Genomic DNA, 21914 nt, shown 5'->3' with positions numbered 1-21914 from the left:
CATAAGATGATTAGGATCGAGTTATTTTAAAGCTCGGGAGCCAGCGGAAAATCTATGGCAATATCGGTTAAATTATGCAGGTAGTTCATAGCCGTTTTATCGCTTACCTGTAAAATCAGATCTACCAGATTTTCGTTGGTGTAACCGTTCGCGTAAAATTCATTAACAATAGCGTCAGCTACCTTTCCCCGGTTGCGTGTTACATCTGCAGCCAATTGCACCAAAGCGTTCAGCTTGGGCGTAGCACTTTTACCATTTCGAATATCTACTATTTGCTCATCAGTAAAACCATTCATTTTAGCCAAAAGCGTATGCGCACTTATACAATACCGGCAGTTATTAACCTGGCTCACTATTAAGTTAACTGCTTCTTTCTCTTTGTTAGATAGCGTGGTTTTCGCGTTTTGATATGCGAGGTAACGGCCAAGTCCAGCATCGGAATAAGCAATGGTGGCGTATAAATTTGGAACAAAACCTAACGTTTTATTCAAGCTGTCAAATATAACCTGGTTGGCCGGGCTTACTTCGTCGCGGGTGGGCACTAAAAATTGCTTTTTCATTTTCTTTGTTTTTTAATTGTCGTTATTGACAATACAAAGGTGCAACACGCGGATACTCTTGTAAATGGACGAAGGACGCAAGTGCATGGACAGTTTTCCCCGCAAGTCCTTTCCCAACAAAAAAAGGCCCCATCGCTGGGGCCTTTCAAATATAAGTTTGTAGTTGGTTGCTTATTATGCTTGTTCTTCTTCCAAAGCCATTTGCTCGTCAACCAATATACGGCCGCAGTGCTCGCAAACAATGATCTTTTTGCGCTGGCGGATGTCTGATTGGCGTTGAGGCGGGATCTGGTTAAAGCAGCCCGAGCATGAATCGCGCTGGATAGTTACTACAGCCAAACCGTTCTTTGCATTTTTGCGCAGGCGAGTATAAGCAGTAAGTAAACGCTCTTCAATATTTTCGGTAGCTTTTTCAGCTAAAGCATTCAGTTCGCTTTCTTCTTTTTCAGTTTCGGCAGTAATGGTGCCCAACTCTTCTTTTTTGGCATCCAGGTCGGCGCGGCGAGCATCAAGGTCGGCTTGTGCTTTGTCGTAAATGCCTGTTTTTGATGATATCTCGAAACCAAACTCACGAATTTTCTTCTCGCTTACCTGTATATCCAGGCCTTGTATCTCTATCTCTTTCGAAATAGCGTCGTACTCGCGGTTGTTTTTAACCTCGTTCAGCTGAGCTTCGTATTTTTTGGTGTTGGCTTGCGCTTCTTTAATGAGGTTTTTGCGGGTTACAATTTCGTCCTCTAAGTCGTCAAGCTCGTTTTTTATTTTTTGTATGCGGGTTTCCAATCCGGCAACGTCGTCTTCCAGATCGGCAACTTCCATTGGCAACTCGCCGCGTACCTGGCGGATTCTGTCAATTTTTGTGTGGATGGTTTGCAGGTCGTATAAAGCTTTAAGCTTTTGTTCTACGGTTTGTTCCATTAAATATAATATTTGACGGGGTTTGTATTCACTGTTGTTAAACGGACCGCAAAGTTAACAAATTTATTTTGAATAATTTCATACAATAATTGTTGCGTAAATTGCTCACTTTCAAAATGTCCGATGTCGGCAATAACTATCTTTCCTTCGGCATCAAAAAACTCGTGGTATTTGTAGTCGGCGGTAATAAAAATGTCCGCTCCGGCAGCTATAGCATGCTTTAAAAGAAAGCCTCCCGAGCCACCGCAAACCGCTACTTTTTTGATGGGTTTGCCGGTAAAAGCCGTATGCCTTATCACGCTTGCGCGCATCCTTTCTTTCACTAATGCTAAAAACGCTTCGGCATTTTGCGGAGTATCCAACTCCCCTACCATACCGCTGCCCACCTGTTGGTTTTGGTTGGTTATGGGGTAAAGGTCATAGGCCACTTCTTCGTACGGGTGGGCCAGCACCAGCGCCATAATAATTTTGCTTTCTAAATTGGCGGGGTAAATAGTTTCAACACGTATCTCGTGCTCGCGGTGGCGCTTGCCGGGTTCACCGACATAGGGGTTGGTTTGTTCATTACCCTTAAACGTACCAAAGCCCTCGTTACTGAAACTGGTTTCGCTGTAATTGCCAATGTGGCCGGCACCTGCGGCAAATAAAGCATTGCGTACCGCCTCGGCTTGCGCTACCGGTACAAAAGTCACCAACTTTTTAAGCAGGTGTTGTTTGGGTGCCAGTATGCGAGTATTCTTTAATCCGAGTGTTTGGCAAATGCGGGCGTTCACCCCCGTCATAACACTATCCAAGTTGGTGTGGATAGCATAGATTGCAATATTATTGCGGATGGCCTTTTCTACCACTCGCTCCACGTAGGTTTTACCGTTGAAGCGCTTTAGCCCCTTAAAAACTATAGGGTGGTGCGATACGATCACCTGGCAGCGTGTGGCAATGGCCTCGTCAACCACGGCTTCGGTACAATCGAGCGATATTAATGCCTGGGTAACTTCAGCATCCGGGTTACCAACTATCAGGCCCGAGTTATCATAATCTTCCTGGTAAGCCAGCGGAGCTAAACTCTCCAGGTATGCAGTAAGCATTCCTAATTTCATAAAGGCTAAGGTAGGACAGGATTAGCAGGATAGAAAAGGATTAACAGGGTTTTTATTTGAGTGAACACTAATTTCTCTAATTATTTCGAATTTCACGAATCCTGAAAATTGGCTAAAATTTTTACTGCTTCGATTTGTGTAATTCGACCAGATTCGTGCAATTCGTGTTCACTCATCAAATCGCCCAAATACAAAGGCCAAAACGCATGTAATATTTTCTTTGGTGGGCCAATCGCCCCGGGCCTCCCTTGCCCTTCCCAATGCTTACACTCGTTTCAGCCTTACCGGGGCGTCAGGCCCCTTATAATTTGTCAGCTTATGCCTTTTTTGCTTTTGCTGCCTGCAGATCGTTTTTTAAAAGGTTCAATAGTTCTTTATCGAACGCTACGGTCAACTCCTGGGTGTTATTATTTAAGGTATTCATTGTAATGTATATTTATGTGTGGTTGATCTTTTTTGTTAATTATTCCTGAACAGCCATTTTGGTGATCTGGAAAGCCTCGTAAGCCATTTTTTGATTGTACTCGTTAGCCATTGAGCGGTGGTTGATCAGGTCGACTATTGTACCGATGCCGCAGAAGCCACCGGTTAACAGAAAGAATATACCCATTGCCGTTTGGCCCGTAATAAACCTTTGTACACCGGCGATACATATAAAACCAAGGAGGGTAAAAATAAGTACTTCTTGCGGGGTACGCCTTTTACCGGAATAAACCATGTAAAAGTATTGTTTCTGCCTGTCGCTAAGCCCATTTGTAGCCTGGCTCAGGAAACTCATTTCTTCGGAGGTCATGTCCGAGAAAGTCATATAAGGATCTTGATACATGTTCATTGTCTTAATTTTTTAGTGTTGGTGATGTTTAATGATGTAAAGGTATAGCCGCCGGCAAAAAACGCCAATCTATAATAGGCAGCATAAGCTAAACCATCGGTAAACCAAGTAGTTTTTACGGTGAATATGGGTGTCGGAAAACGCTGTCGGTGAAAACGGCGGTAAATTAACCGTTCTGTATCTTTTGCAGGTAGTTTACAGGGCGGGCAAGGGTATATATGCGATAAAACAGCGCGATGGTTACAGGTATACCCAGCCAATGACTATGGAAAGAATTGGCAATATCGCCGTGGAAGAGATAAGCAATAGAATGGCCCAGGCCGCAACCGGGGCACCAGCTAAAGCCCAATTGCTTTAAAGGGCACAGGCTAAAATGCGAATGGCTCGCCGGGTCACTAAACGCCAGGCAGGCCAATGCAGTTATCCAAATAACAAGTTCGAAGTAGCGATTGAACAGCTTTTTAATCAACTTTATTGCTCCTGGTGGTGAGCAGTAAAGATACGCCAATTGCCATTATTACGCCAACCAGCAGCGCGCCAAATATGCGCCCGCTAAAGCTCTGAAAAGTAACATCGCCGGTTTCGGGGCTGCCCCAGTTAATAAATACAATGCCGGCAAACACGGCAAGTGCACCGCCGACAAGTAATATTTTAAAGCTTTGAATCAGTGCTTCAAAAAAACCCATCTGCCCTTTAAGTTCGCCATCGCGGAAGTTTTTAACGCCGAAGTATAAACCGATAAGCGGTATTAAAACCGAGACGTATTCTATGGGCGATGCTTTACTATCTGATAAATTATAACCGGTGCTGCGCATTACAAAAAGCCACACAAGGCTTAACACGCCAATTAATAATCCGAATATTACTGAGTTCTTCATGGTAGTATATGGTTTGGTATCTGTAGTTTATAATTGTTGTTGCGCCATTTATCTTAGGCGATTTATCATTAGAAAGTAAACAATGCCCTTTTTTGTTTGCTATATTTTTTGATAAAGGCGCGGTTTCGGCCATGCGCCCATTTTTAGCTATATTTGCACAGTTTTGAATATCCGCGATATTTTAGATAAGTATAAAGCCGACGAACGGGTGAAAGCATTGGCGCAAGCGCTTAATGCAGGTAAAAGCCCGAGAGTACAGCTTAGAGGGTTAGTCGGATCGGGCGATGCGGCCATGGCGTCAGCATTGTATTTTTTGCAGCACAAGCACATGGTGTTTGTATTGCCTGAGCGCGAAGAAGCGGCTTACTTCCAGGCCGACCTGGAGAACCTCACCGGGAAAGATGTTCTGCTTTTCCCCTCATCGTACCGCAAGCCTTTTGAATTTACTCAACCCGATAGCAGCAATGTTTTGGCCCGCGCCGAAGTACTGAACGAGCTTAACCACTCTACCGAATACGGGCAGCTCATCGTTACCTACCCAGAAGCGCTTGCCGAAAAGGTGATAGACCGCAATTCTCTTGAGAAAAACACGCTCGAGATAGAGGTGAACAATAAACTCAGCATCGATTTTATTGCCGAGTTTTTGGTTGAGTACGATTTCGACCGTGTTGATTTTGTGTATGAGCCGGGGCAATTCTCTGTCCGCGGGGGTATAGTTGATATCTTCTCCTTCTCGCACGATCTGCCTTATCGCATCGAGTTCTTTGGCGACTTCATCGAATCTATCCGCACCTTTGAGATAGAGAGCCAGCTATCTGCTGAGCGCGTAAAGAACATTACGATAGTACCCAACGTACAATCGAAGTTTTTGACGGAGAATAATATTTCGTTATTGGAATATGTGGATGCCGGCACCCAGGTGTGGATAAAAGATGTTCAGTTCACGCTGGATATCATCCAAACCGGGCATAAAAAGGCTACCCAATTGTGGAAAGCGCTTTCTGCAGAAGAGAAGCAACAGAACCCCGAATGGATAGACCCTAAATTTAGCTTTACCGACGAAAAACTGATAGCCGACCAACTGCACGATTTCCCGCTGGTTGAATTTGGCAAGCAGTTTTTTTATAACGATGCCCAGCAAATCAATTTTGATATGCGCCCGCAGCCATCGTTCAATAAAGATTTTAGCCTGCTTATCCACAATTTCAAAAACAACGAGATAGATAAGATAGAGAACTATATCCTTACCGATTCGCCTCGTCAAGTAGAGCGCCTTTACGCTATTTTGGAGGATTTGGATAAAACGGTAAAGTTTACGCCAATCAACGTTTCTATCCGCGAAGGGTTTATAGACCGCGAGCAAAAACTCGCCTGCTATACCGACCACCAGATATTTGACCGCTACTATAAATACAAGCTTAAAAAAGGCTACCAAAAATCGCAGGCCATTACCTTGAAGGAACTGCGCGACCTGAAGCCGGGCGATTTTATTACCCACATTGACCACGGCATTGGCAAATACGCCGGCCTGGAAAAAGTGGAAGTGAACGGCAAGGTGCAGGAAATGATAAGGCTGATATATGCCGATAACGACCTGCTTTACGTAAACATCAACTCGCTTAACCGCATTAGCAAATACAGCGGCAAAGAGGGAACTGAGCCTCGCATGAACAAGCTGGGCACCGACACCTGGGAGCGGCTGAAGAAAACCACAAAAAAAAAAGTTAAAGACATAGCCCGCGACCTGATAAAGCTTTATGCTTTACGCAAGGCGCAGCATGGCAATGCCTTCTCTCGCGATAGTTACCTGCAAACCGAGCTGGAGGCTTCCTTCCTGTACGAAGACACGCCGGACCAGGAGAAAGCCACGGCAGATTTCAAGAAAGATATGGAATCGCCGCACCCAATGGACCGCCTCATTTGCGGCGACGTGGGTTTCGGCAAAACCGAAGTTGCCGTTCGCGCGGCATTTAAAGCCGTTGCCGATAGCAAGCAGGTTGCCATATTGGTACCGACCACTATCCTTGCCGCCCAGCACTACAAAACATTTAGCGACCGACTGAAGGGCTTCCCGGCCAATATCGATTACATTAACCGCTTTAAAACTACTAAGCAGATAAAGGATACCCTTACCAAGCTGAAGGAAGGCAAGGTAGATATCATCATCGGCACACATCGGCTGGTGAGCAAGGACGTGAAGTTTAAGGACCTCGGCCTGATGATCATTGACGAGGAGCAAAAATTTGGCGTAACGGTAAAAGAGAAGCTGAAGCAGATGCGCGCCAATGTAGATACGCTTACGCTTACGGCAACGCCTATCCCGCGCACGCTGCACTTCTCGCTAATGGGCGCGCGCGACCTTTCGATCATATCTACCCCGCCGCCGAACCGCCAGCCGGTAGTTACCGAGTTGCATGTGTTTAACGATACGCTGATAAAAGAAGCCGTTGAGTTTGAAATGGAGCGCGACGGGCAGGTGTTCTTCATCCACAACCGCGTAGCCGATCTGCCGCAATTAGGCGGCTTGATACGCAAATTGGTGCCTAAAGCACGTATAGGCATTGCCCATGGGCAGTTAGAGGGCGACGCGCTGGAAGATGTGATGCTGAAATTTGTGAACCACGAGTACGATGTATTAGTGGCCACAACCATCATCGAAGCCGGTTTGGATATACCCAACGCCAATACCATCATCATTAACTACGCCCATATGTTCGGGCTTAGCGACCTTCACCAAATGCGCGGTCGCGTGGGGCGAAGCAACAAAAAAGCTTTTTGTTATTTGTTGAGCCCGCCACTATCAACCCTTACTAACGAGGCGCGCAAACGCCTGAGCGCAATCGAAGAGTTTAGCGACTTAGGCAGCGGCTTCAACGTAGCCATGCGCGACTTGGACATTCGAGGCAGCGGTAACCTGCTGGGTGCTGAGCAAAGCGGTTTTATTGCCGAGATCGGTTTCGATATGTATCATAAGATATTGGATGAAGCCATACAAGAGCTCAAAGAAGATGAGTTTAAAGGCGTATTCCCCGAGGAGAAACCGAAGCCATACATCAGCTTCACCCAAATAGATACCGACCAGGAAATACTTATCCCCGATGAGTACGTAACCAATATTGGCGAGCGTTATAACCTATACACTGAGCTATCTAAGCTGGAGAACGAAACAGAGTTAACCGCCTTTAAACAACAACTGCAGGACAGGTTTGGTCCCGTACCCCGCCAGGTAGACGACCTGCTGAACTCGATGCGCCTGCAATGGGCGGCCAAGGCTATAGGCTTCGAGAAGTTGTCGCTCAAAAACAATGTGCTGCGAGGCTATTTCATCAGCAACCAGCAATCGCCCTATTTCGAAACAGCGGCCTTCCACGAGGTGCTCAATTTTGTACAACGCAACCCAAGGCGCACTAACCTTAAAGAGGTTAAAAACACGTTGCGTATTAGTGTAGATAGGGTTGGAAATATCAACGAGGCGTTGGAAGTGTTGGAAGAATTGATGGTTGTTGGCGTGTAGGCTTTAATTAATACGCCTGGAAATAGCAGGTAAGTTCTCGACCTCAATGCCATCGTAATAAGCCTCTTGCAAGTTATCTACCGTCTTAAAAACAACTCTTGATCTGGCATATCCATAAAAAATTTGTCTTTTATACCCGAGCGATATTGTAACCCGCGTTCTTAGCGGTATTCCATACACCTTAGTAGCCTCCCATTTCGTGCTTTGCCCCATGGCTAATTTCAGAGCATTCATCAGCTCTTCAGATACCGGGGTCACTGTTTCAATATCAGCTATCTCTCCATCGGGTTTTACCTCGAACGAGACTGACATAGAATCTATTATTTTACTTGTTATCGCTGACTTAGAAGAAAGCTTAATTTTCTTCTTCAATTTTTGAACAAACTCTAGCAGATCCATTTGGGGCTTAGCTTTCACAAGCGGCCAATCAAACAAATATGGCTTAGCATTTCCTGGTTCTAAGGTTTCCCCAGACTGAAAAATGCCATCTTTGTATATTAGCTTAACTATAATCCCTTCGAGCAAGGGCTTCGCCATGACCCAATTACCTTCCATTTTTCCATTTTTGATAGGCCCCTTCCATAATGGCTTAAAATCTCTATCATACAAAACTCCCATTCCCTCACCATCCGTACAAATTTGATTGCCCGTTCTGTCATAAAAGGCCACAACTTTTGCTATACGGTACATATCTCTATCAAACTCGTCTGTATTATTTATAATAGCATAAGTTTTTCCATCTGGATAATATCTGTATTCCAGGCCGATCTTTACTCCTTCCGAATAGTTAATTATTACTTGTCGTTTGCCTATCGAATCAAATTTTATGTAAGTCCCCTCGTAGTTACCTTTCCCATATTTCATTTTTATCGTCTCCGGTTTAACTTTCCCTGCAGAACGTAATCTACCGTTGATATAATATTCGTTAACCTCAACCAGGTCGCCGTCCAAAGTAAAAGGAGGGATCACCCTGTAAAAATCGGCGCTATCTATCGCCGACACAAGCTCTTCGGCAATGCCAACATTCCTGAATAAATAAATAGTTGAATCCTGGCTTTGCGCAAAGGCGCGAAAGCTCAAACATTGGGCAATTACGGATAGTAGCAACCAAACGAACTTGGAATTTGATTTCATGAATGTAATAAGGTGGTGTTTGTTAAGGGAAAAATCGTATGTTTTCCCCTTAACAAATATAAGAAACGATCATCTATTTTTAGCGCAGATCTACTCGTTCTGCGTACTTTGCCCCTTGTCTTTCTTCCCCACTAACTCCGTAAAACTCTTAGCGGCATTGGTAAAATCAGAAGGCACTAACACAATGGTAGTGGTATTATTATCTATACCGATCTCCGATAACATTTGCATACGGCGAAGCTCCAGCGCTATGGGGCTTTCTTCCATTTGTTTGGCGCCCTGGGTGAGTTTCATTGATGCTTCCAGTTCAGCTTCGGCTTTTATGATGCGGGCGCGTTTCTCGCGGATAGCTTCCGCCTCGCGGGCCATGGCGCGCTGCATCGATTCGGGTATCTCTACGTCCTTCATCTCTACCATCACAATTTTAATACCCCATGGCTCGGTGGCGGCATCTACAATTTTTTGCATAGTGGCGTTTATCTCTTCGCGCTCGCGCAATACCTCATCAAGCAGGTGCTGGCCTATTATATTACGCAAGGCAGTAACCGCAAATTGGTAAACCGCCATATTGTAATTGGCCACTTTAATAATGGCATCCTCGGGGTTGGTTACCTTGAACCATAGCACAGCGTTCACTTTTATGGTTACACTGTCTTTGGTGATGGTTTCCTGTTGCTCCAGATCTACAGTGCGGGTACGGATGTCTACCGTTATCTGCCTGTCGATAAAGGGAATAATAAAATACAGCCCGGGGCCGGCGGTACGATGGTAGCGGCCCAAACGGAAAACAATGGCGCGTTGATACTCCTGTGCAATGTGCGCACTAATTCCTATCAGCACAATGGCGATAGCTAAACCAATAAGTAAATACATGATGTTTTAAATGTTTAATGAACTTATCGCCTGCCTGTAGGTTCCGGGGAGGGTTTTGAGGACGATCGGGGAAGATATCCGGTATGCGATTTGCGCGGTAAATGTAGCGCTGTTTTTGATATCTGCAAAAAATATTTTAAGGATGACTAATGTCCCCGATTCCGATCCGATCAGATAAACACAACAGGCCATTTCACCGCTTTAAATTTCGTCAAAACGTCCATTACAGCTTGTTTATCTGTTGGCTGCATCCAGCCATATTCACGCATTTGAATCCCTTGCGTACCACTATCCGCTACAATGCCCGAATCAAAAACCACCACCCCGTCTCTTATCAAATAAAAGGTACTGGTAACTGTTGCTATATCGGCATCGCTATTGATCTTGAATGTCCAGCGCTGTTGCATTTCTTTCAAAACTGCAATATCGGTGGTTTTCCAGCAGGTTCGTCCGGCAAGCTTTGGGTGAATATCAGCACGGTCATCGGCTGCTACAACCAAATACGCCGCCCATTTGCCGTCGCTAAAGTCGTAGCTCCTAAATAATTGGAGTGTGTCGCCTGTTTTTCTCTTCGGCAGGCGGCCATTAACCTTATCATTCATCATTTCCGAGGTGGGAATGACTATATTGTAGCCTAGCAAGGTCGGCAATGTCGCAATTACAACAATTACCATTAAGCTGACTATAAATAGCTTTCGGCGTTTACTGGCCATGGGTACCGGCTATTGCATTAGTAATCAGCCTATTTCTTCCGGTATATCCCCCGCAGGTTCCTGCCCAGCTCACGGTAATCTAATCCGTAGCCAACCACAAAATCGTTAGGTATCTGGAATGCCACGTAGCGCAGTTCTTCAATGCTGTAAACTACTGCATCGGGTTTAAACAAAAGCGAAACAACGGTAATAGAAGCCGGCTCGCGCACCATTAATTTTTGGATAAGGTAGCGGATGGTATTGCCCGAATCAATAATGTCTTCCACTAATATCACGTCGCGGCCTTTAATGTCTCCCGTAAGGTCAAAATCGTCGCGAATGGATTGGCTGGTAGATACACCGCCGAAGTACGAAGCAAGTTTGGTGAAGGTTACCTGGCAGGGCAAGGTGATCTCTTTCACCAGGTCGGCAAAAAACATGAAACTACCGTTGAGTATACCTACAAATATGGGTTCTTTTCCTTCGAAATCGTTGTTGATATCCTGCGCAACTTCGGCAATGCGTTGTTGTATCTGCTCGTAACTTATCAGCGGCTCAAATTCAAGGTCGGCAATTTGTAGTTTCATCGTACTAAAATAAATTAAATACGCATATCAAGATGTAAAATTATCGTCATGATAAAAAAATATGCCTTTAGTTGCCGCATGGCAACGCAGATGGCTGTAACTGTGGCAAATATAAAACCCTATCTTTACACCCTTACTTATGACAGACCACCAGATACACACGCTGCCCAACGGTATTCGTATACTTTTCAAACACAATCCCTCGCCTATTACGCATTGCTGCTTTGTGCTTAATGCAGGCTCGCGCGATGAATTGCCGGGCAAAGAGGGGCTTGCCCATTTTATTGAGCACCTGCTATTTAAAGAAACCGAACGCCGCAGCACCACACAAATATTAAACCGCTTGGAGCTGGTTGGTGCCGACCTGAATGCGTATACCACTAAAGAATATACCTGCATACATGCATCGTTATTAAAGCAACATTTAGAGCGCGCTGCCGACCTTTTCGAAGATATCCTGTTCCACTCCACTTTCCCCGAGGATGAGATGGAGAAAGAACGCGGCGTAATATTAGACGAGATAGCCAGTTACCTGGACCAGCCCGAAGAAGCCATACAGGATGATTTTGAAGAGCTGCTATTTAAAGGCCACCCCATCGGCAACAACATTTTGGGCACCCCCGAAAGTGTAGCGGCCATGAGTGGTGCCGATATTAAGCATTTTATGCTGGCCAATAACAACACGCATCAGATGGTTTTCGCAGTAAACGGCGATTACGATTTTAAGAAACTGGTCAAGCTTGGCGAGAAATATTTTGGTGGCGTACCCGAGAATATAAGCCAAAAACAACGCATTGCTCCGCAGCCGGCCGAAGCAGGCTTTCACCAAGTACAAAAGCCCATATCGCAAACGCATTGTGTTTTAGGCGGCAGGGCATACGCATCGGCACATCCCAATAAATACGGGCTACTGCTACTAAACAACCTGCTGGGTGGCATGGGCATGAGCAATCGCCTTAACCTGCAGATTCGCGAAAAGTACGGCATTGCCTACACCATAGAGAGTAGCTATACCTCGCTTACCGATACCGGCATATTTTCGGTTTACTTTGGTACCGATGCCGAAAAGGCAGAACGGGCATTAAAGTTGGTGCACAAAGAGTTGAAGAACCTGCGCGAGAACAGGATAAGCCCGGTACAGCTAAAGCAGGCAAAAGAAAAGTTCATTGGCCAAATAGCCCTTGCCGAAGAAAGCCGCATGAGCCTCATCATCAGCATGGCCAAAAGCCTGATAGATTTTGACCGGATAGATACCCTCGACGATATTTTTGCCCGTGTTAACGAAGTTACCGCCGACCAATTATTGGAGATAAGTAACGAAATTTTTGATAATGACGGTATGGTAACCTTATTATTTGAGCCTAAAGCGTAAATCACCTATTTTTGCACCATGAAATACCCTATTGTAGCATACGGCGACCCTGTTTTGAGGCGCAAAGCCCCAGCCATTGAGCCGGATGAATACCCTCATATAAAAGAGCTTGTGGCCAACATGTACGAAACCATGTACGCTGCCCGCGGCGTTGGGCTGGCCGCCCCGCAAATAGGCATGAGCATGCGCCTATTCGTGGTTGATGTTTCTCCTTTTGATGATGAGGAGCCCGAACTGGCCGGCTTTAAAAAAGCATTCATAAATGCCACTATTGTAGAAGAAACCGGTACCGAATGGGCCTTTAATGAAGGCTGCCTGAGTATACCCGACATTCGCGAAGATGTAATGCGCAAGCCGGTTATCCGCATGTCGTACTACGACGAGAACTGGAAACACCACGAAGCAACCTTTAAAGGCATGGCCGCCCGTGTGATACAGCACGAGTACGACCACATAGAAGGCAAGCTGTTTACCGACAAACTTAGCCCCCTGCGCCGCCGCCTGTTGGAGAAACGACTTAACGATATCTCTAAAGGTTCGGTTGATGTAGATTATAAAATGAAATTCCCTGACGCTAAGAAAGGAAGGTAGGGAGAATCGAGACTTTCAGAGTCAGGAACCGAGATAAAAAGAAGAGCCGCGATGCAAAAAACATCGCGGCTCTTTATGTTTAGTCCTGTTTTGACTCTTCTTTCTTGATTCTTGACTCTAAAAGTCTTGACTCTCTAAATTAATTTCCCTTCTTCTCTCCGTCTGTTATCGACTTGATGAGGCTACCCCATGCAAGCGGATTTAGCAGTGGGTTGGTGATAGAGTGGGAGTTGACAATGTTGGTATGCATTTGCCCGGCATTGGCGGCTTGTATTTCCTGCCCGTCGCGCGGTAGCGTGGTGCTTAGCGCCGCTAATGTAGCTCTGCTAATATTTTTACGGGCTATCTCCAGGTCGTCGTCGGCAATTTTAGCAGTAATAAAATCGCGGCGGAATTCATCCGTAGTTGCCCAGGGGAATACTTTAAACACCGGCAGGTTTATGATCTGCGGTTTTATTTTTATTTGTGTGGTGTAACTGCGTGTTGGCAGGTTAGCCGGTATTACAACTGTTAAAGGTGCAAAACCCACAGCCGTAAAGCTGATAGTATCTTGCTCGTGTGCCACAAAGGAGAAGTAACCGTTGTAGGCCGCAATAATAGTAGAGTTGCGATTGCTTTTATTGCTTACGCTTACGTAAGGTACCACCGTGTTCAAGCTATCGGCATTGTAAATAACGCCCGAAAATTGCACCAAAGGTTTTTCCTTTTGGGCAAAAGCCGAAAGCGATACCAGCATTAACAATATGCCTATTAACTTCTTCATTTATTAGGTGGCGTACAATTATTACGTTGCCTGTTCTTTATTTGTTTTAAAACAAGCGCAAAAATACCTTAATTCTTTAGTCCGAATTGTTATTTAACAATTCTTAACATTAGCGTAAGTTTTCCGGAAGCACCGCATTGGGGTCGTCAATGTCGGTTAGGTTTATAGCTTCAACACCTGTAATTTCGGGCACTGCTTTTTTAATGGCCTGCTCAATACCAGCTTTCAGCGTCATGATGCTCATGGGGCAAGAGCCGCACGAACCTAACAGCTTCAACTTAACTACATTTTCAGGCGTAATTTCCTCAATAGACACGTTACCACCATCGGCCTCCAAATAAGGGCGAATGGTATCTAACGCGGTCTCTACCTGATCAATTAAACTCATTTTGATAATTTATATACGTAAAGTTATTAATTATTTACAACATTCATAGCATTTGCTTTTTCGGCATTAGCTATAGAAACCTGCTGCGCTACACTGCGCGCCATTTCCATAAAGGCAACCGGCATAACGCCTTCTTCTTCCATCACAATTGGTTTGCCGGCGTCGCCGCTGTCGCTTATACCTTTTACTAACGGTATTTCGCCCAAAAATGGTACATCAAGCGTTTGCGCTAATTTTTGCCCGCCACCTTTACCAAAAATGTAATATTTGTTTTCGGGCAGTTCGGCAGGTGTAAAATAGCTCATGTTCTCCACAATACCCAAAATAGGCACGTTAATGGCATTCATCATAAACATGCCAATACCTTTTTTAGCATCAGCCAGGGCTACGTTCTGCGGGGTGGTTACAATTACAGCGCCCGTAACCGGGAAGCTTTGCGTAATGGTAATATGCACATCGCCGGTACCGGGTGGCAAGTCTATCACCAAATAATCCAGTTCTCCCCAGTCGGCATCGTTAAATAACTGCTTCACCGCGGTAGATACCATTGGACCGCGCCATGGTACGGGTTGGTTAGGATCGGTAAAGAACCCTATTGATAACAGTTTGATTCCGTATTTCTCTATCGGTTCTATCCTGGTTTTGCCGTTTACGTTGCTGGCCATAGGGCGCGCACCTTCCAGCCCGAACATAATAGGGATAGACGGGCCGTAGATATCGGCATCTATTAAACCTACCTTCGCCCCTGTTTTTGCCAAAGCCAAAGCGAGGTTGACAGATACGGTTGATTTACCTACGCCACCCTTGCCTGATGCTACAGCAATAATGTTTTTAACGCCCGGCACACCGGTATTTGTTTGCGTAGTAACGCGCGATGTCATGTTAATACTCACTTCAATTTCGGGGCTGATGAAATGCTTTATCGCATTGCGGCAGGCATTCTCTATCAACGCCTTCAAAGGGCAGGCCGGGGTTGTTAATATTACCGAAAAAGCCAATTTATTGCCATCGATAACAATATCCTGTATCATGTTTAGGGTAACCAGGTCTTTTTTCAAGTCCGGTTCCTCTACGTTGCTAAGTGCTTGTAAAACTTGTTGTTTTGTAATTTCCATGTTTATGAGGGTACAAAAATACGAAAACAGGGGGCGTGTTGCGTTTGTTAAGAAAAACAATTTGCGGCGGCAAAGCGTTGCACCGCAGCATATTTAGTTTAGTTTTGAATAAAATTCCTCAAATGCGCCGTATCAATCCTAAATATATTCGTATCGCAGGTATAGTTGTTGCTGTATTATTGGTGTTCCTGCTTATTGGCGGCGCCATTGCCTATTCCAAGCGCGAAGCCATCCTGCAGTCTGCCATCAGCAAAGCTAAAGCAAAAGCCAAAAAAGACTATAATTTAGATGTAAAAATAGGTTCAGCTACCTTTACGGGGCTGGCAACCGTAGCCTTTACCGACATTTCGGTAGTGCCTTTTCAGCGCGATAGCCTGCTATCGGTAAAAACCTTTAGTGTAAGCGTCAAGTTAATGCCGCTTATTTTCGGCAATATCAAATTGGGCGATGTGGTGCTGCAAAACGGGCATCTTAACCTTACCAACAAAAACGGCGTAAAAAACTTCGATTTCCTTTTCAAAAAGAAGAAAGATACCACGCAAACTTCGCATAAACTCGACCTTGCCGAACTATCAGACAATCTGATTAACCAGGTACTCTACAAAATACCCGATAATCTTTCGCTCAACAATTTCCTGGCCTCGGCTACTGATGATAGCACACGCATTACTATGCTGGCCAAAACTGCGGTTATTGATGATGGTGAATTAAAGTCAACCATTTTAGTTAACGATGGCACAGCCTCATCTACCTGGCACTTCGATGGTATAATGCACCCATCAGATAAGGATATAGATGTTCGCCTCTATGCAGATGGCAAAAAAGTAGAGCTTCCCATTATTGAGAAAAAGTTCCACGTGAAACTTAACTTCGATACGCTTGATACCAAACTAACTAAGGTAGAACGTAACGACGGAGAAACACAAATATTCACCTCATGTTCGGTACGTAACCTTCTGGTGAACCATGCGGGCCTATCTGCCAAAGATATTATTGTACCCAGCGGCGCTATTGATGCCAATATTTTTGTGGGCAGCAATTACCTGGCGCTTGATAGTTCTTCGGTTATCCATCTTAAAAAAATAAAGGCCAACCCTTATTTTAAATACACGCTAAACCCGGTAAAAATATACGAGGCCAAAATACATACCGGTTGGATGAACGCGCAGGATGTGTTCGATTCGTTCCCTATCGGTTTGTTCGAATCGTTAGAAGGTATGCAGGTTGCGGGTAAGTTGAATTACAACCTCAACTTTTACATGAACAAGGATGATATTGATAACCTTGTGTTCGATTCGCGGTTGGACAACGACGGCTTCCGCATTGTGAAATTCGGCAAAACCGACTTCGAAAAACTAAACAAAACCTTTGTTTATACGCCATATGAATATGGCAAGCCTATGGCGCCGCACACCATTGGCCCCGAAAACCCGGAGTTCACCCCGCTGGAGCAAATTTCGCCCGATTTACGCAATGCCGTAATGACGGCCGAGGACCCATCCTTTTATCGCAATAAGGGCTTTGTGGACGAGGCTATCCGCAAATCGCTGGCTACGGATTTTAAAACCAAGAAGTTTACCCGCGGCGGTAGTACTATATCTATGCAGCTGATCAAAAACGCCTTTTTGGTGCGCAGCAAAACCCTCTCGCGTAAAATTGAGGAAATACTTATTGTTTGGATCATTGAGAACACCCGCCTGATGAGCAAAAACCGCATGCTGGAAGTTTACTTCAACATCATTGAGTGGGGCCGCAACATCTACGGGATCAGCGAGGCCTCACACTATTACTTCGGTAAATCGCCTGCCGAGCTTACACTGGGCGAGAGTATCTTTTTGGCCAGCATTGTGCCAAATCCAAAAGCGGGGTTATATGCATTCCAGGGCGATGGTTCGCTGCGGCCGGGCTTGCATGGTTACTTTAACCTGATCGGCAGGTTAATGGCGGGCAAAGGGCTAACGCAACGCGATACCAATGCTTATGGCTTTTATACTGTACGCCTGAAACCAAGCCTGCGCCGCGAAATGCCTGCTGATACCGCCGCTGTTGACAGCCTGATCAAACAAGGCGACGACAACAACGGGATGGGTGTTAATTTAGATGTACCCGCCGTTGAAGAGGAAACTAAGCGCCCCAATTTCTTCCAGCGTTTGTTTGGTAAAAAAGATACCAGCCAGGCGGCTAAAATGGAGGAGAAGATAAAAGAGACCAACGACATGATCAAGGATCGCATTAAGCAGGAAATTAAAGCGATGAAGGCCGATTATGAACAACGAATGGATAATGTAGATACTACAGGCCGGACCAAAAAGGAAGTGAAAGAAGAGAAAAAGCGGCTGAAACAGGAAATGAAAGATAAAGAAAAAGAGATGAAGAGCCGGATGCCTTAGCGTTGATCGTCATCACAATCTACTAAAGCCTACCAAATTAGTAGGCTTTACTTATTCATGACAGATTTAAATGTTTAAACATGCAGTTTTGCGCGAACATTTAAACGAAAACAAGTCATGTCATTAGTAGATAAATTAAAATGGCGCTATGCCACCAAAAAATTCGATACCGCTAAAAAGCTTACCCAAGAGCAGTTGAACCAATTGCTCGAAGCTATACAATTGGCCCCATCATCTATCGGGCTGCAGCATTACAAAGTGCTGGTAGTAGAAAACCCAGAAGTACGCGCCAAATTACGCGAAGCTGCTTACGGCCAGCCGCAGGTTACAGATGCATCGCAACTGATCGTATTCGCAGCAGAAACTAATATGGACGAAGCATACGGCAAAAAATTTATTGACCTGGTTGCCCAAACCCGCAATGTTGAACGCGGAGCCCTTGCGGGTTTAGAAGGCATGGTGCTAAACGCTATCAGCAGCCGTACACACGAGCAAAAAGTGCTTTGGGCGCAAAAACAAGCATATATTGCCTTAGGCGTACTGGTTTCTGCCGCAGCGGACTTGGGCATTGATGCCGGACCAATGGAAGGCTTCGACCCTGCAAAATTTGATGAAATATTAGGGTTAAAAGAAAAAGGCCTTACTTCTACTGTAATAGCCGCCGTTGGTTTCCGTTCGGAAGAAGACGCATTCAGCAAATTGATAAAAGTGCGTAAACCTTCGGAAGAATTATTCATACATGTATAATCGGGCTAATCTGATTTAACCACAAAGGACACAAAGTTTTACACAAAGAGGCACAAAGCCCGTCCTGTTGTTAATTTTGAAAAACGAAAGTACAAAGGCGAAAAATCCAAACTTTTCGCCTTTGTGCTTTTTAAAACAACCATTAAGGTATTCTATCTATTAACCTTTGTGCCTCTTTGTGTTTTTCCTCTCTGTGTCCTTTGTGGTAAAATCACCAACACAGCCCCCTTTCCTCTCGCCTAAGTTTTTTAAACACAAGTTAATTCTCGGCATGGCCTTTGTATTATGGTAAATATTAAATACATAGCCATGAACAAGAGAATATTAATTGTAGATGATAATGAGCTGGTTACCGAGGTAATGAGCTACATTTTAACCAACAATGGCTATGATGTTACCACGCTGAACAGCGGCGACGGTGTTGTGGCCCACATTAGGACCACGCACCCCGACCTTGTGATAATGGATATTGTGCTGCCGGGAGTAGATGGACGGGATATTTGCCGCATTATTAAGCATAACAAGGCTACCCAAAACCTGCCCGTAATTATATGCTCGGGTAACGATGATATTGAAGAATCGTTGAACCAGGAGGGTGCGCCCGATGATATTTTACCAAAACCGTTCGACATGACGGTACTGCTTAATAAAGTGGAGCATCAGTTGGCGGCATAAGCCACCAGCAAGCCTATGGAAAACAAAAAAGGAGCCGCGAATACCGCAGCTCCTTTTTATTTTAAAGCGCTTCTTTTAAAAAGCAGCTTTCAGCGTGATGTATTTATTGATATCGTCGGATTTGAAACCCTTCTCTTTCATTTGGGTAACATACTCCGGCGTAACGCCCATAGCTTTTAGCGACGAGGCCTGGTCTATGGTTACATCGTAGCCAATGGCTTTAAAACCTTTCAAAAACTCGGGGGTAACACCAAGTGCTTTCAGGCTCGATGCGTTATCGAGCGTAATTTTATAGCCTGCATCTTTAAAGCTATCTAAATATTCAGGGGTAATGCCCAAGGCTTTTACAGATGAGGCCTGCTCGAGCGACATATTATTGTAGCCGATCTTTTTAAAGCTGCTCAAATAATCCGCAGTGATGCCCAGTGCCTTTGCAGACGATGCCTGTTCAACCGTGAGTGATGGATATCCGGCTGCTTTAAAACTGGTCATAAATTGTGGGGTAATGCCAAGTGCTTTCATCGACATTAAATTGTCTGCCGTTAACTTATTAAAACCTGCTGCTTTAAAGCCGTGGATATAATCACCATCTATGCCCAGCGCCTTCATGCCGGTCAGTTTATCGGTCGATAGATTTGTATAGCCTTCTTTCTTTAACGAGTTAATGTATTCGTCGCTTACATCTAATGCTTTAAAAGCAACCATATCATCTTCGGATGCGCCTTTTTTCACAACGCCGGGTTTGCCGTTTGCGGCTTTAAATTTGTTGATGTACTTGCTATCTATCCCCTGTGCTTTAAAGCTGATAAGTTTATCCCAGCTTACATTTGGGTAACCCGCCTTATGTATATCAGCAATGTAAGCACCGGTAATACCAAGGGCTTTCCCGCTTATCAGCTCCTGTAGTTTAACATTCGGGAAGCCGTTCTTTTTCATCGATTTGATGTAGGCATCATCAACGCCAAGGGCTTTGCAGGCAATAACATCATCTTTCGATGGTGTTTTGTAACCATTCCCTTTCAACATAGCTACGTAACCTTTAGTGATGTTTAAAAAGAAGAAAGCCATATCGTCATCATCGCTGATGTTGGTCAATCCCTCGGCTTTCATATAGCTTTTGAAAGATGCATCCGGCGTAAACTTGTACTTACCCGAACCTGTCGCGCCATCGAACCTGCCGGTGAATTGCATGGTACCGGCCTCGCGCACCAGTTTAAAGCTTCCCTCCTCTCCCTTAGGCAATGCGGTAAACTCGCTCACCAAAAAGTCGGAGTTGCTCATGTGGTTCTTTTCGCCTTCTTCATAAAGTTTTAGCTCCAGTTTGCTGCCTTTTATGGTTGCTTTCCAGTTGCCTTCGTTATCAATGGCTGCCTTTGGTGCCGGGGCATAATTGATGTTTTTATTGTTGTTTGCAATTTCGGTAGAGGCGGCGGGCTCATTGAGCGCGCATACCAAAAATACCATCATGGGTGCCAGGAACAGGTATTTCCAGGCGGTGTGTATATTAGAGCGTTTTGCGTTCATCATAACTATGCGTTTTTTTAAAAGTGATTGATTATAGTTGGTTGTTATTCTAAGCGAAAGGTTGGGTACCGATACTTTCAGCAGGTTCATTTGGTAATCGCTGCGCTCAACGGTTGCGTGGTGCAGCACTTCGTTATCGGCAAGGTATTCCAGGTTGCTCTCTACCTCCTTGCGGTAAAGCCAGGCAAATGGGTTGAACCATTGGAAGGCCAACATCAATTCGGCAAGCAGCAAATCGAGGCTGTGCTTTTGTTTAATGTGAACCTTCTCGTGCAGCAATATTTGGTCGAAAGTATCGGGCTCGTATTTGGTAGGATTGATAAATATGCTGTTGCCGAAGCTACATGGGGCTTTATCATCATCAAGCTCCACAATGCGGTATTGCCCATCAACAATTACTGGTCGGCGGCGTGTTTGTAACAGCAATACGCCTATCTGCAGCAACATATTGGCACCAAAGGCAATAACGCCGAACCAATACAGGTAAAAGGCCCATGTTATTACACGTTGCATCAACGGAACTTCGGGTTCCTGCACTTTTACTTCCGCTTTTGTTGCCGGCGGCGTTGCCTTCGGACTGTAGCTTGGTGCAGGCGTAACCTGCGGTAATCTTATAGCTACAACCGGTATAGGGTCCGCAGCAACAGCCGGAGGGCTTTGGCGCAACGCCCATTGCTGAGGCACTTGTATCAGCGGCAGCAAAAAGGCAGCGGCAAGGCAGCCTAATAATATCACCCGGTTTAAGCGGTAATAAGTTTCCTTTTGCAGCAGCAGTTTGTAAAACAACAGGCAAATGTCCAACAGCAGGGCCACGTGTAATACATAAGGTATCATTTCTTGTTGGCTTTAATAAGGTTTACTAATTCGTCCAGTTCTTTATCAGATATCTTCTCTTCTTTGGCAAAAAAGGCCAGCATGCTGGGGTATGAGTTATTAAAGTATTGGCTCACAATATCCTTCATGGCGTGCTTCTGGTATTCCTCGCGGGCAATTATTGGGTAATAATGATAGATGTTGCCAACAGTTTCGTGCGCCAAAAAGCCTTTCTCCTCCAGTATCTTCACCATGGTAGCTACCGAGTTGTAGTGGGGTTTTGGGTCGGGTAGTTCGGGAATAATTTCTTTTATAAAAGCTTTACCCAGGCTCCAAAAGGCCTGCATTATCTGTTCTTCGCGTTTAGCCAGTTTCTGCATTATCAATTAAATTATAATGCAAGCTACTACTAATGAATTAGTATTACAACTAATCGATTAGTAAAGCAAGT

The 21914-nt window shown here is 44.9% G+C and carries 21 protein-coding genes; 6 read left to right on the top strand and 15 right to left on the bottom strand.

Annotated features, from left to right (window positions below; translation table 11 throughout):
- Window positions 1–26: 26 nt before the first annotated feature.
- From BC343_RS05145 to BC343_RS05120, 6 genes are all read right to left on the bottom strand, one after another.
- Window positions 27–560, bottom strand: coding sequence for a carboxymuconolactone decarboxylase family protein (locus BC343_RS05145; RefSeq protein ID WP_078346664.1), 534 nt, complete (start codon window positions 558–560; stop codon window positions 27–29).
- A 174-nt stretch (window positions 561–734) separates the two neighbouring features.
- Complete coding sequence (locus BC343_RS05140; RefSeq protein ID WP_078346663.1) at window positions 735–1478, bottom strand: zinc ribbon domain-containing protein; 744 nt, start codon at window positions 1476–1478, stop codon at window positions 735–737.
- Window positions 1478–2575 (bottom strand): Nif3-like dinuclear metal center hexameric protein, encoded by a 1098-nt coding sequence (locus tag BC343_RS05135; RefSeq protein ID WP_078346662.1) that lies wholly within the window; start codon window positions 2573–2575, stop codon window positions 1478–1480. The genes BC343_RS05140 and BC343_RS05135 overlap by 1 nt, the downstream gene beginning before the upstream one ends.
- Window positions 2576–3038: 463 nt before the next feature.
- Window positions 3039–3407 (bottom strand): TM2 domain-containing protein, encoded by a 369-nt coding sequence (locus BC343_RS05130; RefSeq protein WP_238381702.1) that lies wholly within the window; start codon window positions 3405–3407, stop codon window positions 3039–3041.
- A 166-nt stretch (window positions 3408–3573) separates the two neighbouring features.
- Window positions 3574–3876 (bottom strand): DUF2752 domain-containing protein, encoded by a 303-nt coding sequence (locus BC343_RS05125; protein WP_238381701.1) that lies wholly within the window; start codon window positions 3874–3876, stop codon window positions 3574–3576.
- Window positions 3869–4285 carry a DUF4199 domain-containing protein gene (locus BC343_RS05120; RefSeq protein WP_078346661.1) on the bottom strand — a complete coding sequence of 139 codons (417 nt, stop codon included), beginning with the start codon at window positions 4283–4285 and terminating at the stop codon, window positions 3869–3871. Before BC343_RS05120 ends, BC343_RS05125 begins: the two co-directional genes overlap by 8 nt.
- A 163-nt stretch (window positions 4286–4448) precedes the next feature.
- On the opposite strand from BC343_RS05120, the gene mfd reads away from it, so the two are divergent.
- Window positions 4449–7799, top strand: a complete 3351-nt coding sequence (mfd, locus tag BC343_RS05115; protein WP_078346660.1) for a transcription-repair coupling factor — start codon at window positions 4449–4451, stop codon at window positions 7797–7799.
- Window positions 7800–7802: 3 nt separating this feature from the next.
- On the opposite strand, the gene BC343_RS05110 is transcribed toward mfd, so the two are convergent.
- The 4 genes from BC343_RS05110 to hpt form a co-directional block, all read right to left on the bottom strand.
- Complete coding sequence (locus BC343_RS05110) at window positions 7803–8933, bottom strand: toxin-antitoxin system YwqK family antitoxin (protein ID WP_078346659.1); 1131 nt, start codon at window positions 8931–8933, stop codon at window positions 7803–7805.
- A 90-nt stretch (window positions 8934–9023) separates the two neighbouring features.
- Window positions 9024–9806 (bottom strand): slipin family protein, encoded by a 783-nt coding sequence (locus tag BC343_RS05105; RefSeq protein WP_078346658.1) that lies wholly within the window; start codon window positions 9804–9806, stop codon window positions 9024–9026.
- Window positions 9807–9976: 170 nt separating this feature from the next.
- A complete protein-coding gene (locus tag BC343_RS05100) occupies window positions 9977–10519 on the bottom strand; it encodes a hypothetical protein (RefSeq protein ID WP_143822066.1) in 543 nt (180 codons plus the stop codon).
- A gap of 29 nt (window positions 10520–10548) precedes the next feature.
- Window positions 10549–11085 (bottom strand): hypoxanthine phosphoribosyltransferase, encoded by a 537-nt coding sequence (gene hpt / locus BC343_RS05095; protein WP_078346656.1) that lies wholly within the window; start codon window positions 11083–11085, stop codon window positions 10549–10551.
- Window positions 11086–11224: 139 nt separating this feature from the next.
- Here hpt and BC343_RS05090 point away from each other — a divergent pair, with 139 nt between their 5' ends.
- Window positions 11225–12457 (top strand): M16 family metallopeptidase, encoded by a 1233-nt coding sequence (locus BC343_RS05090; RefSeq protein ID WP_078346655.1) that lies wholly within the window; start codon window positions 11225–11227, stop codon window positions 12455–12457.
- Between the two features lie 18 nt (window positions 12458–12475).
- Window positions 12476–13048 (top strand): peptide deformylase, encoded by a 573-nt coding sequence (gene def / locus BC343_RS05085; protein ID WP_078346654.1) that lies wholly within the window; start codon window positions 12476–12478, stop codon window positions 13046–13048.
- Window positions 13049–13187: 139 nt separating this feature from the next.
- Here def and BC343_RS05080 read toward each other — a convergent pair whose 3' ends face one another.
- From BC343_RS05080 to BC343_RS05070, 3 genes are all read right to left on the bottom strand, one after another.
- Window positions 13188–13811 (bottom strand): hypothetical protein, encoded by a 624-nt coding sequence (locus BC343_RS05080; RefSeq protein WP_078346653.1) that lies wholly within the window; start codon window positions 13809–13811, stop codon window positions 13188–13190.
- A gap of 109 nt (window positions 13812–13920) precedes the next feature.
- The gene (locus tag BC343_RS05075) at window positions 13921–14199 is read right to left on the bottom strand and encodes a NifU family protein (protein WP_078346652.1); all 279 of its coding nucleotides are present in this window, start codon (window positions 14197–14199) and stop codon (window positions 13921–13923) included.
- A 26-nt stretch (window positions 14200–14225) separates the two neighbouring features.
- Window positions 14226–15314, bottom strand: a complete 1089-nt coding sequence (locus BC343_RS05070; protein ID WP_078346651.1) for an Mrp/NBP35 family ATP-binding protein — start codon at window positions 15312–15314, stop codon at window positions 14226–14228.
- Between the two features lie 122 nt (window positions 15315–15436).
- Between BC343_RS05070 and BC343_RS05065 the strand changes: the two genes are divergently transcribed.
- From BC343_RS05065 to BC343_RS05055, 3 genes are all read left to right on the top strand, one after another.
- Entirely contained in the window at window positions 15437–17704 is a 2268-nt protein-coding gene (locus BC343_RS05065) for a biosynthetic peptidoglycan transglycosylase (protein ID WP_078346650.1), read from the top strand.
- A 117-nt stretch (window positions 17705–17821) separates the two neighbouring features.
- Window positions 17822–18451 carry an NAD(P)H-dependent oxidoreductase gene (locus BC343_RS05060; protein WP_078346649.1) on the top strand — a complete coding sequence of 210 codons (630 nt, stop codon included), beginning with the start codon at window positions 17822–17824 and terminating at the stop codon, window positions 18449–18451.
- A 309-nt stretch (window positions 18452–18760) separates the two neighbouring features.
- A complete protein-coding gene (locus BC343_RS05055) occupies window positions 18761–19126 on the top strand; it encodes a response regulator (RefSeq protein ID WP_162276824.1) in 366 nt (121 codons plus the stop codon).
- 75 nt (window positions 19127–19201) lie between these two features.
- Here BC343_RS05055 and BC343_RS05050 read toward each other — a convergent pair whose 3' ends face one another.
- On the bottom strand, window positions 19202–21484 hold the full coding sequence (locus tag BC343_RS05050; protein ID WP_078346647.1) for a M56 family metallopeptidase: 2283 nt from the start codon (window positions 21482–21484) through the stop codon (window positions 19202–19204).
- Window positions 21481–21843 carry a BlaI/MecI/CopY family transcriptional regulator gene (locus BC343_RS05045; protein WP_078346646.1) on the bottom strand — a complete coding sequence of 121 codons (363 nt, stop codon included), beginning with the start codon at window positions 21841–21843 and terminating at the stop codon, window positions 21481–21483. The genes BC343_RS05050 and BC343_RS05045 overlap by 4 nt, the downstream gene beginning before the upstream one ends.
- Between the last annotated feature and the right edge of the window lie 71 nt (window positions 21844–21914).

Origin of the sequence: Mucilaginibacter pedocola (genome assembly GCF_002013915.1) — a bacterium.
GTDB lineage: Bacteria > Bacteroidota > Bacteroidia > Sphingobacteriales > Sphingobacteriaceae > Mucilaginibacter > Mucilaginibacter pedocola.
The sequence above is the reverse complement of the archived record's forward strand: the minus strand, read 5'-3'. Positions and strand labels throughout refer to the sequence as shown.

Coding starts and splice junctions, on each gene's coding strand:
- BC343_RS05070 (WP_078346651.1), bottom strand. CDS start 15,314: ATGGAAATTACAAAACAACAAGTTTTACAAGCACTTAGCAACGTAGAG.
- BC343_RS05080 (WP_078346653.1), bottom strand. CDS start 13,811: ATGAAGAAGTTAATAGGCATATTGTTAATGCTGGTATCGCTTTCGGCT.
- def (WP_078346654.1), top strand. CDS start 12,476: ATGAAATACCCTATTGTAGCATACGGCGACCCTGTTTTGAGGCGCAAA.
- hpt (WP_078346656.1), bottom strand. CDS start 11,085: ATGAAACTACAAATTGCCGACCTTGAATTTGAGCCGCTGATAAGTTAC.
- BC343_RS05075 (WP_078346652.1), bottom strand. CDS start 14,199: ATGAGTTTAATTGATCAGGTAGAGACCGCGTTAGATACCATTCGCCCT.
- BC343_RS05090 (WP_078346655.1), top strand. CDS start 11,225: ATGACAGACCACCAGATACACACGCTGCCCAACGGTATTCGTATACTT.
- BC343_RS05120 (WP_078346661.1), bottom strand. CDS start 4,285: ATGAAGAACTCAGTAATATTCGGATTATTAATTGGCGTGTTAAGCCTT.
- BC343_RS05055 (WP_162276824.1), top strand. CDS start 18,761: ATGAACAAGAGAATATTAATTGTAGATGATAATGAGCTGGTTACCGAG.
- BC343_RS05050 (WP_078346647.1), bottom strand. CDS start 21,484: ATGATACCTTATGTATTACACGTGGCCCTGCTGTTGGACATTTGCCTG.
- BC343_RS05045 (WP_078346646.1), bottom strand. CDS start 21,843: ATGCAGAAACTGGCTAAACGCGAAGAACAGATAATGCAGGCCTTTTGG.
- BC343_RS05135 (WP_078346662.1), bottom strand. CDS start 2,575: ATGAAATTAGGAATGCTTACTGCATACCTGGAGAGTTTAGCTCCGCTG.
- BC343_RS05105 (WP_078346658.1), bottom strand. CDS start 9,806: ATGTATTTACTTATTGGTTTAGCTATCGCCATTGTGCTGATAGGAATT.
- BC343_RS05110 (WP_078346659.1), bottom strand. CDS start 8,933: ATGAAATCAAATTCCAAGTTCGTTTGGTTGCTACTATCCGTAATTGCC.
- BC343_RS05100 (WP_143822066.1), bottom strand. CDS start 10,519: ATGGCCAGTAAACGCCGAAAGCTATTTATAGTCAGCTTAATGGTAATT.
- BC343_RS05065 (WP_078346650.1), top strand. CDS start 15,437: ATGCGCCGTATCAATCCTAAATATATTCGTATCGCAGGTATAGTTGTT.
- BC343_RS05060 (WP_078346649.1), top strand. CDS start 17,822: ATGTCATTAGTAGATAAATTAAAATGGCGCTATGCCACCAAAAAATTC.
- BC343_RS05130 (WP_238381702.1), bottom strand. CDS start 3,407: ATGAACATGTATCAAGATCCTTATATGACTTTCTCGGACATGACCTCC.
- BC343_RS05140 (WP_078346663.1), bottom strand. CDS start 1,478: ATGGAACAAACCGTAGAACAAAAGCTTAAAGCTTTATACGACCTGCAA.
- BC343_RS05145 (WP_078346664.1), bottom strand. CDS start 560: ATGAAAAAGCAATTTTTAGTGCCCACCCGCGACGAAGTAAGCCCGGCC.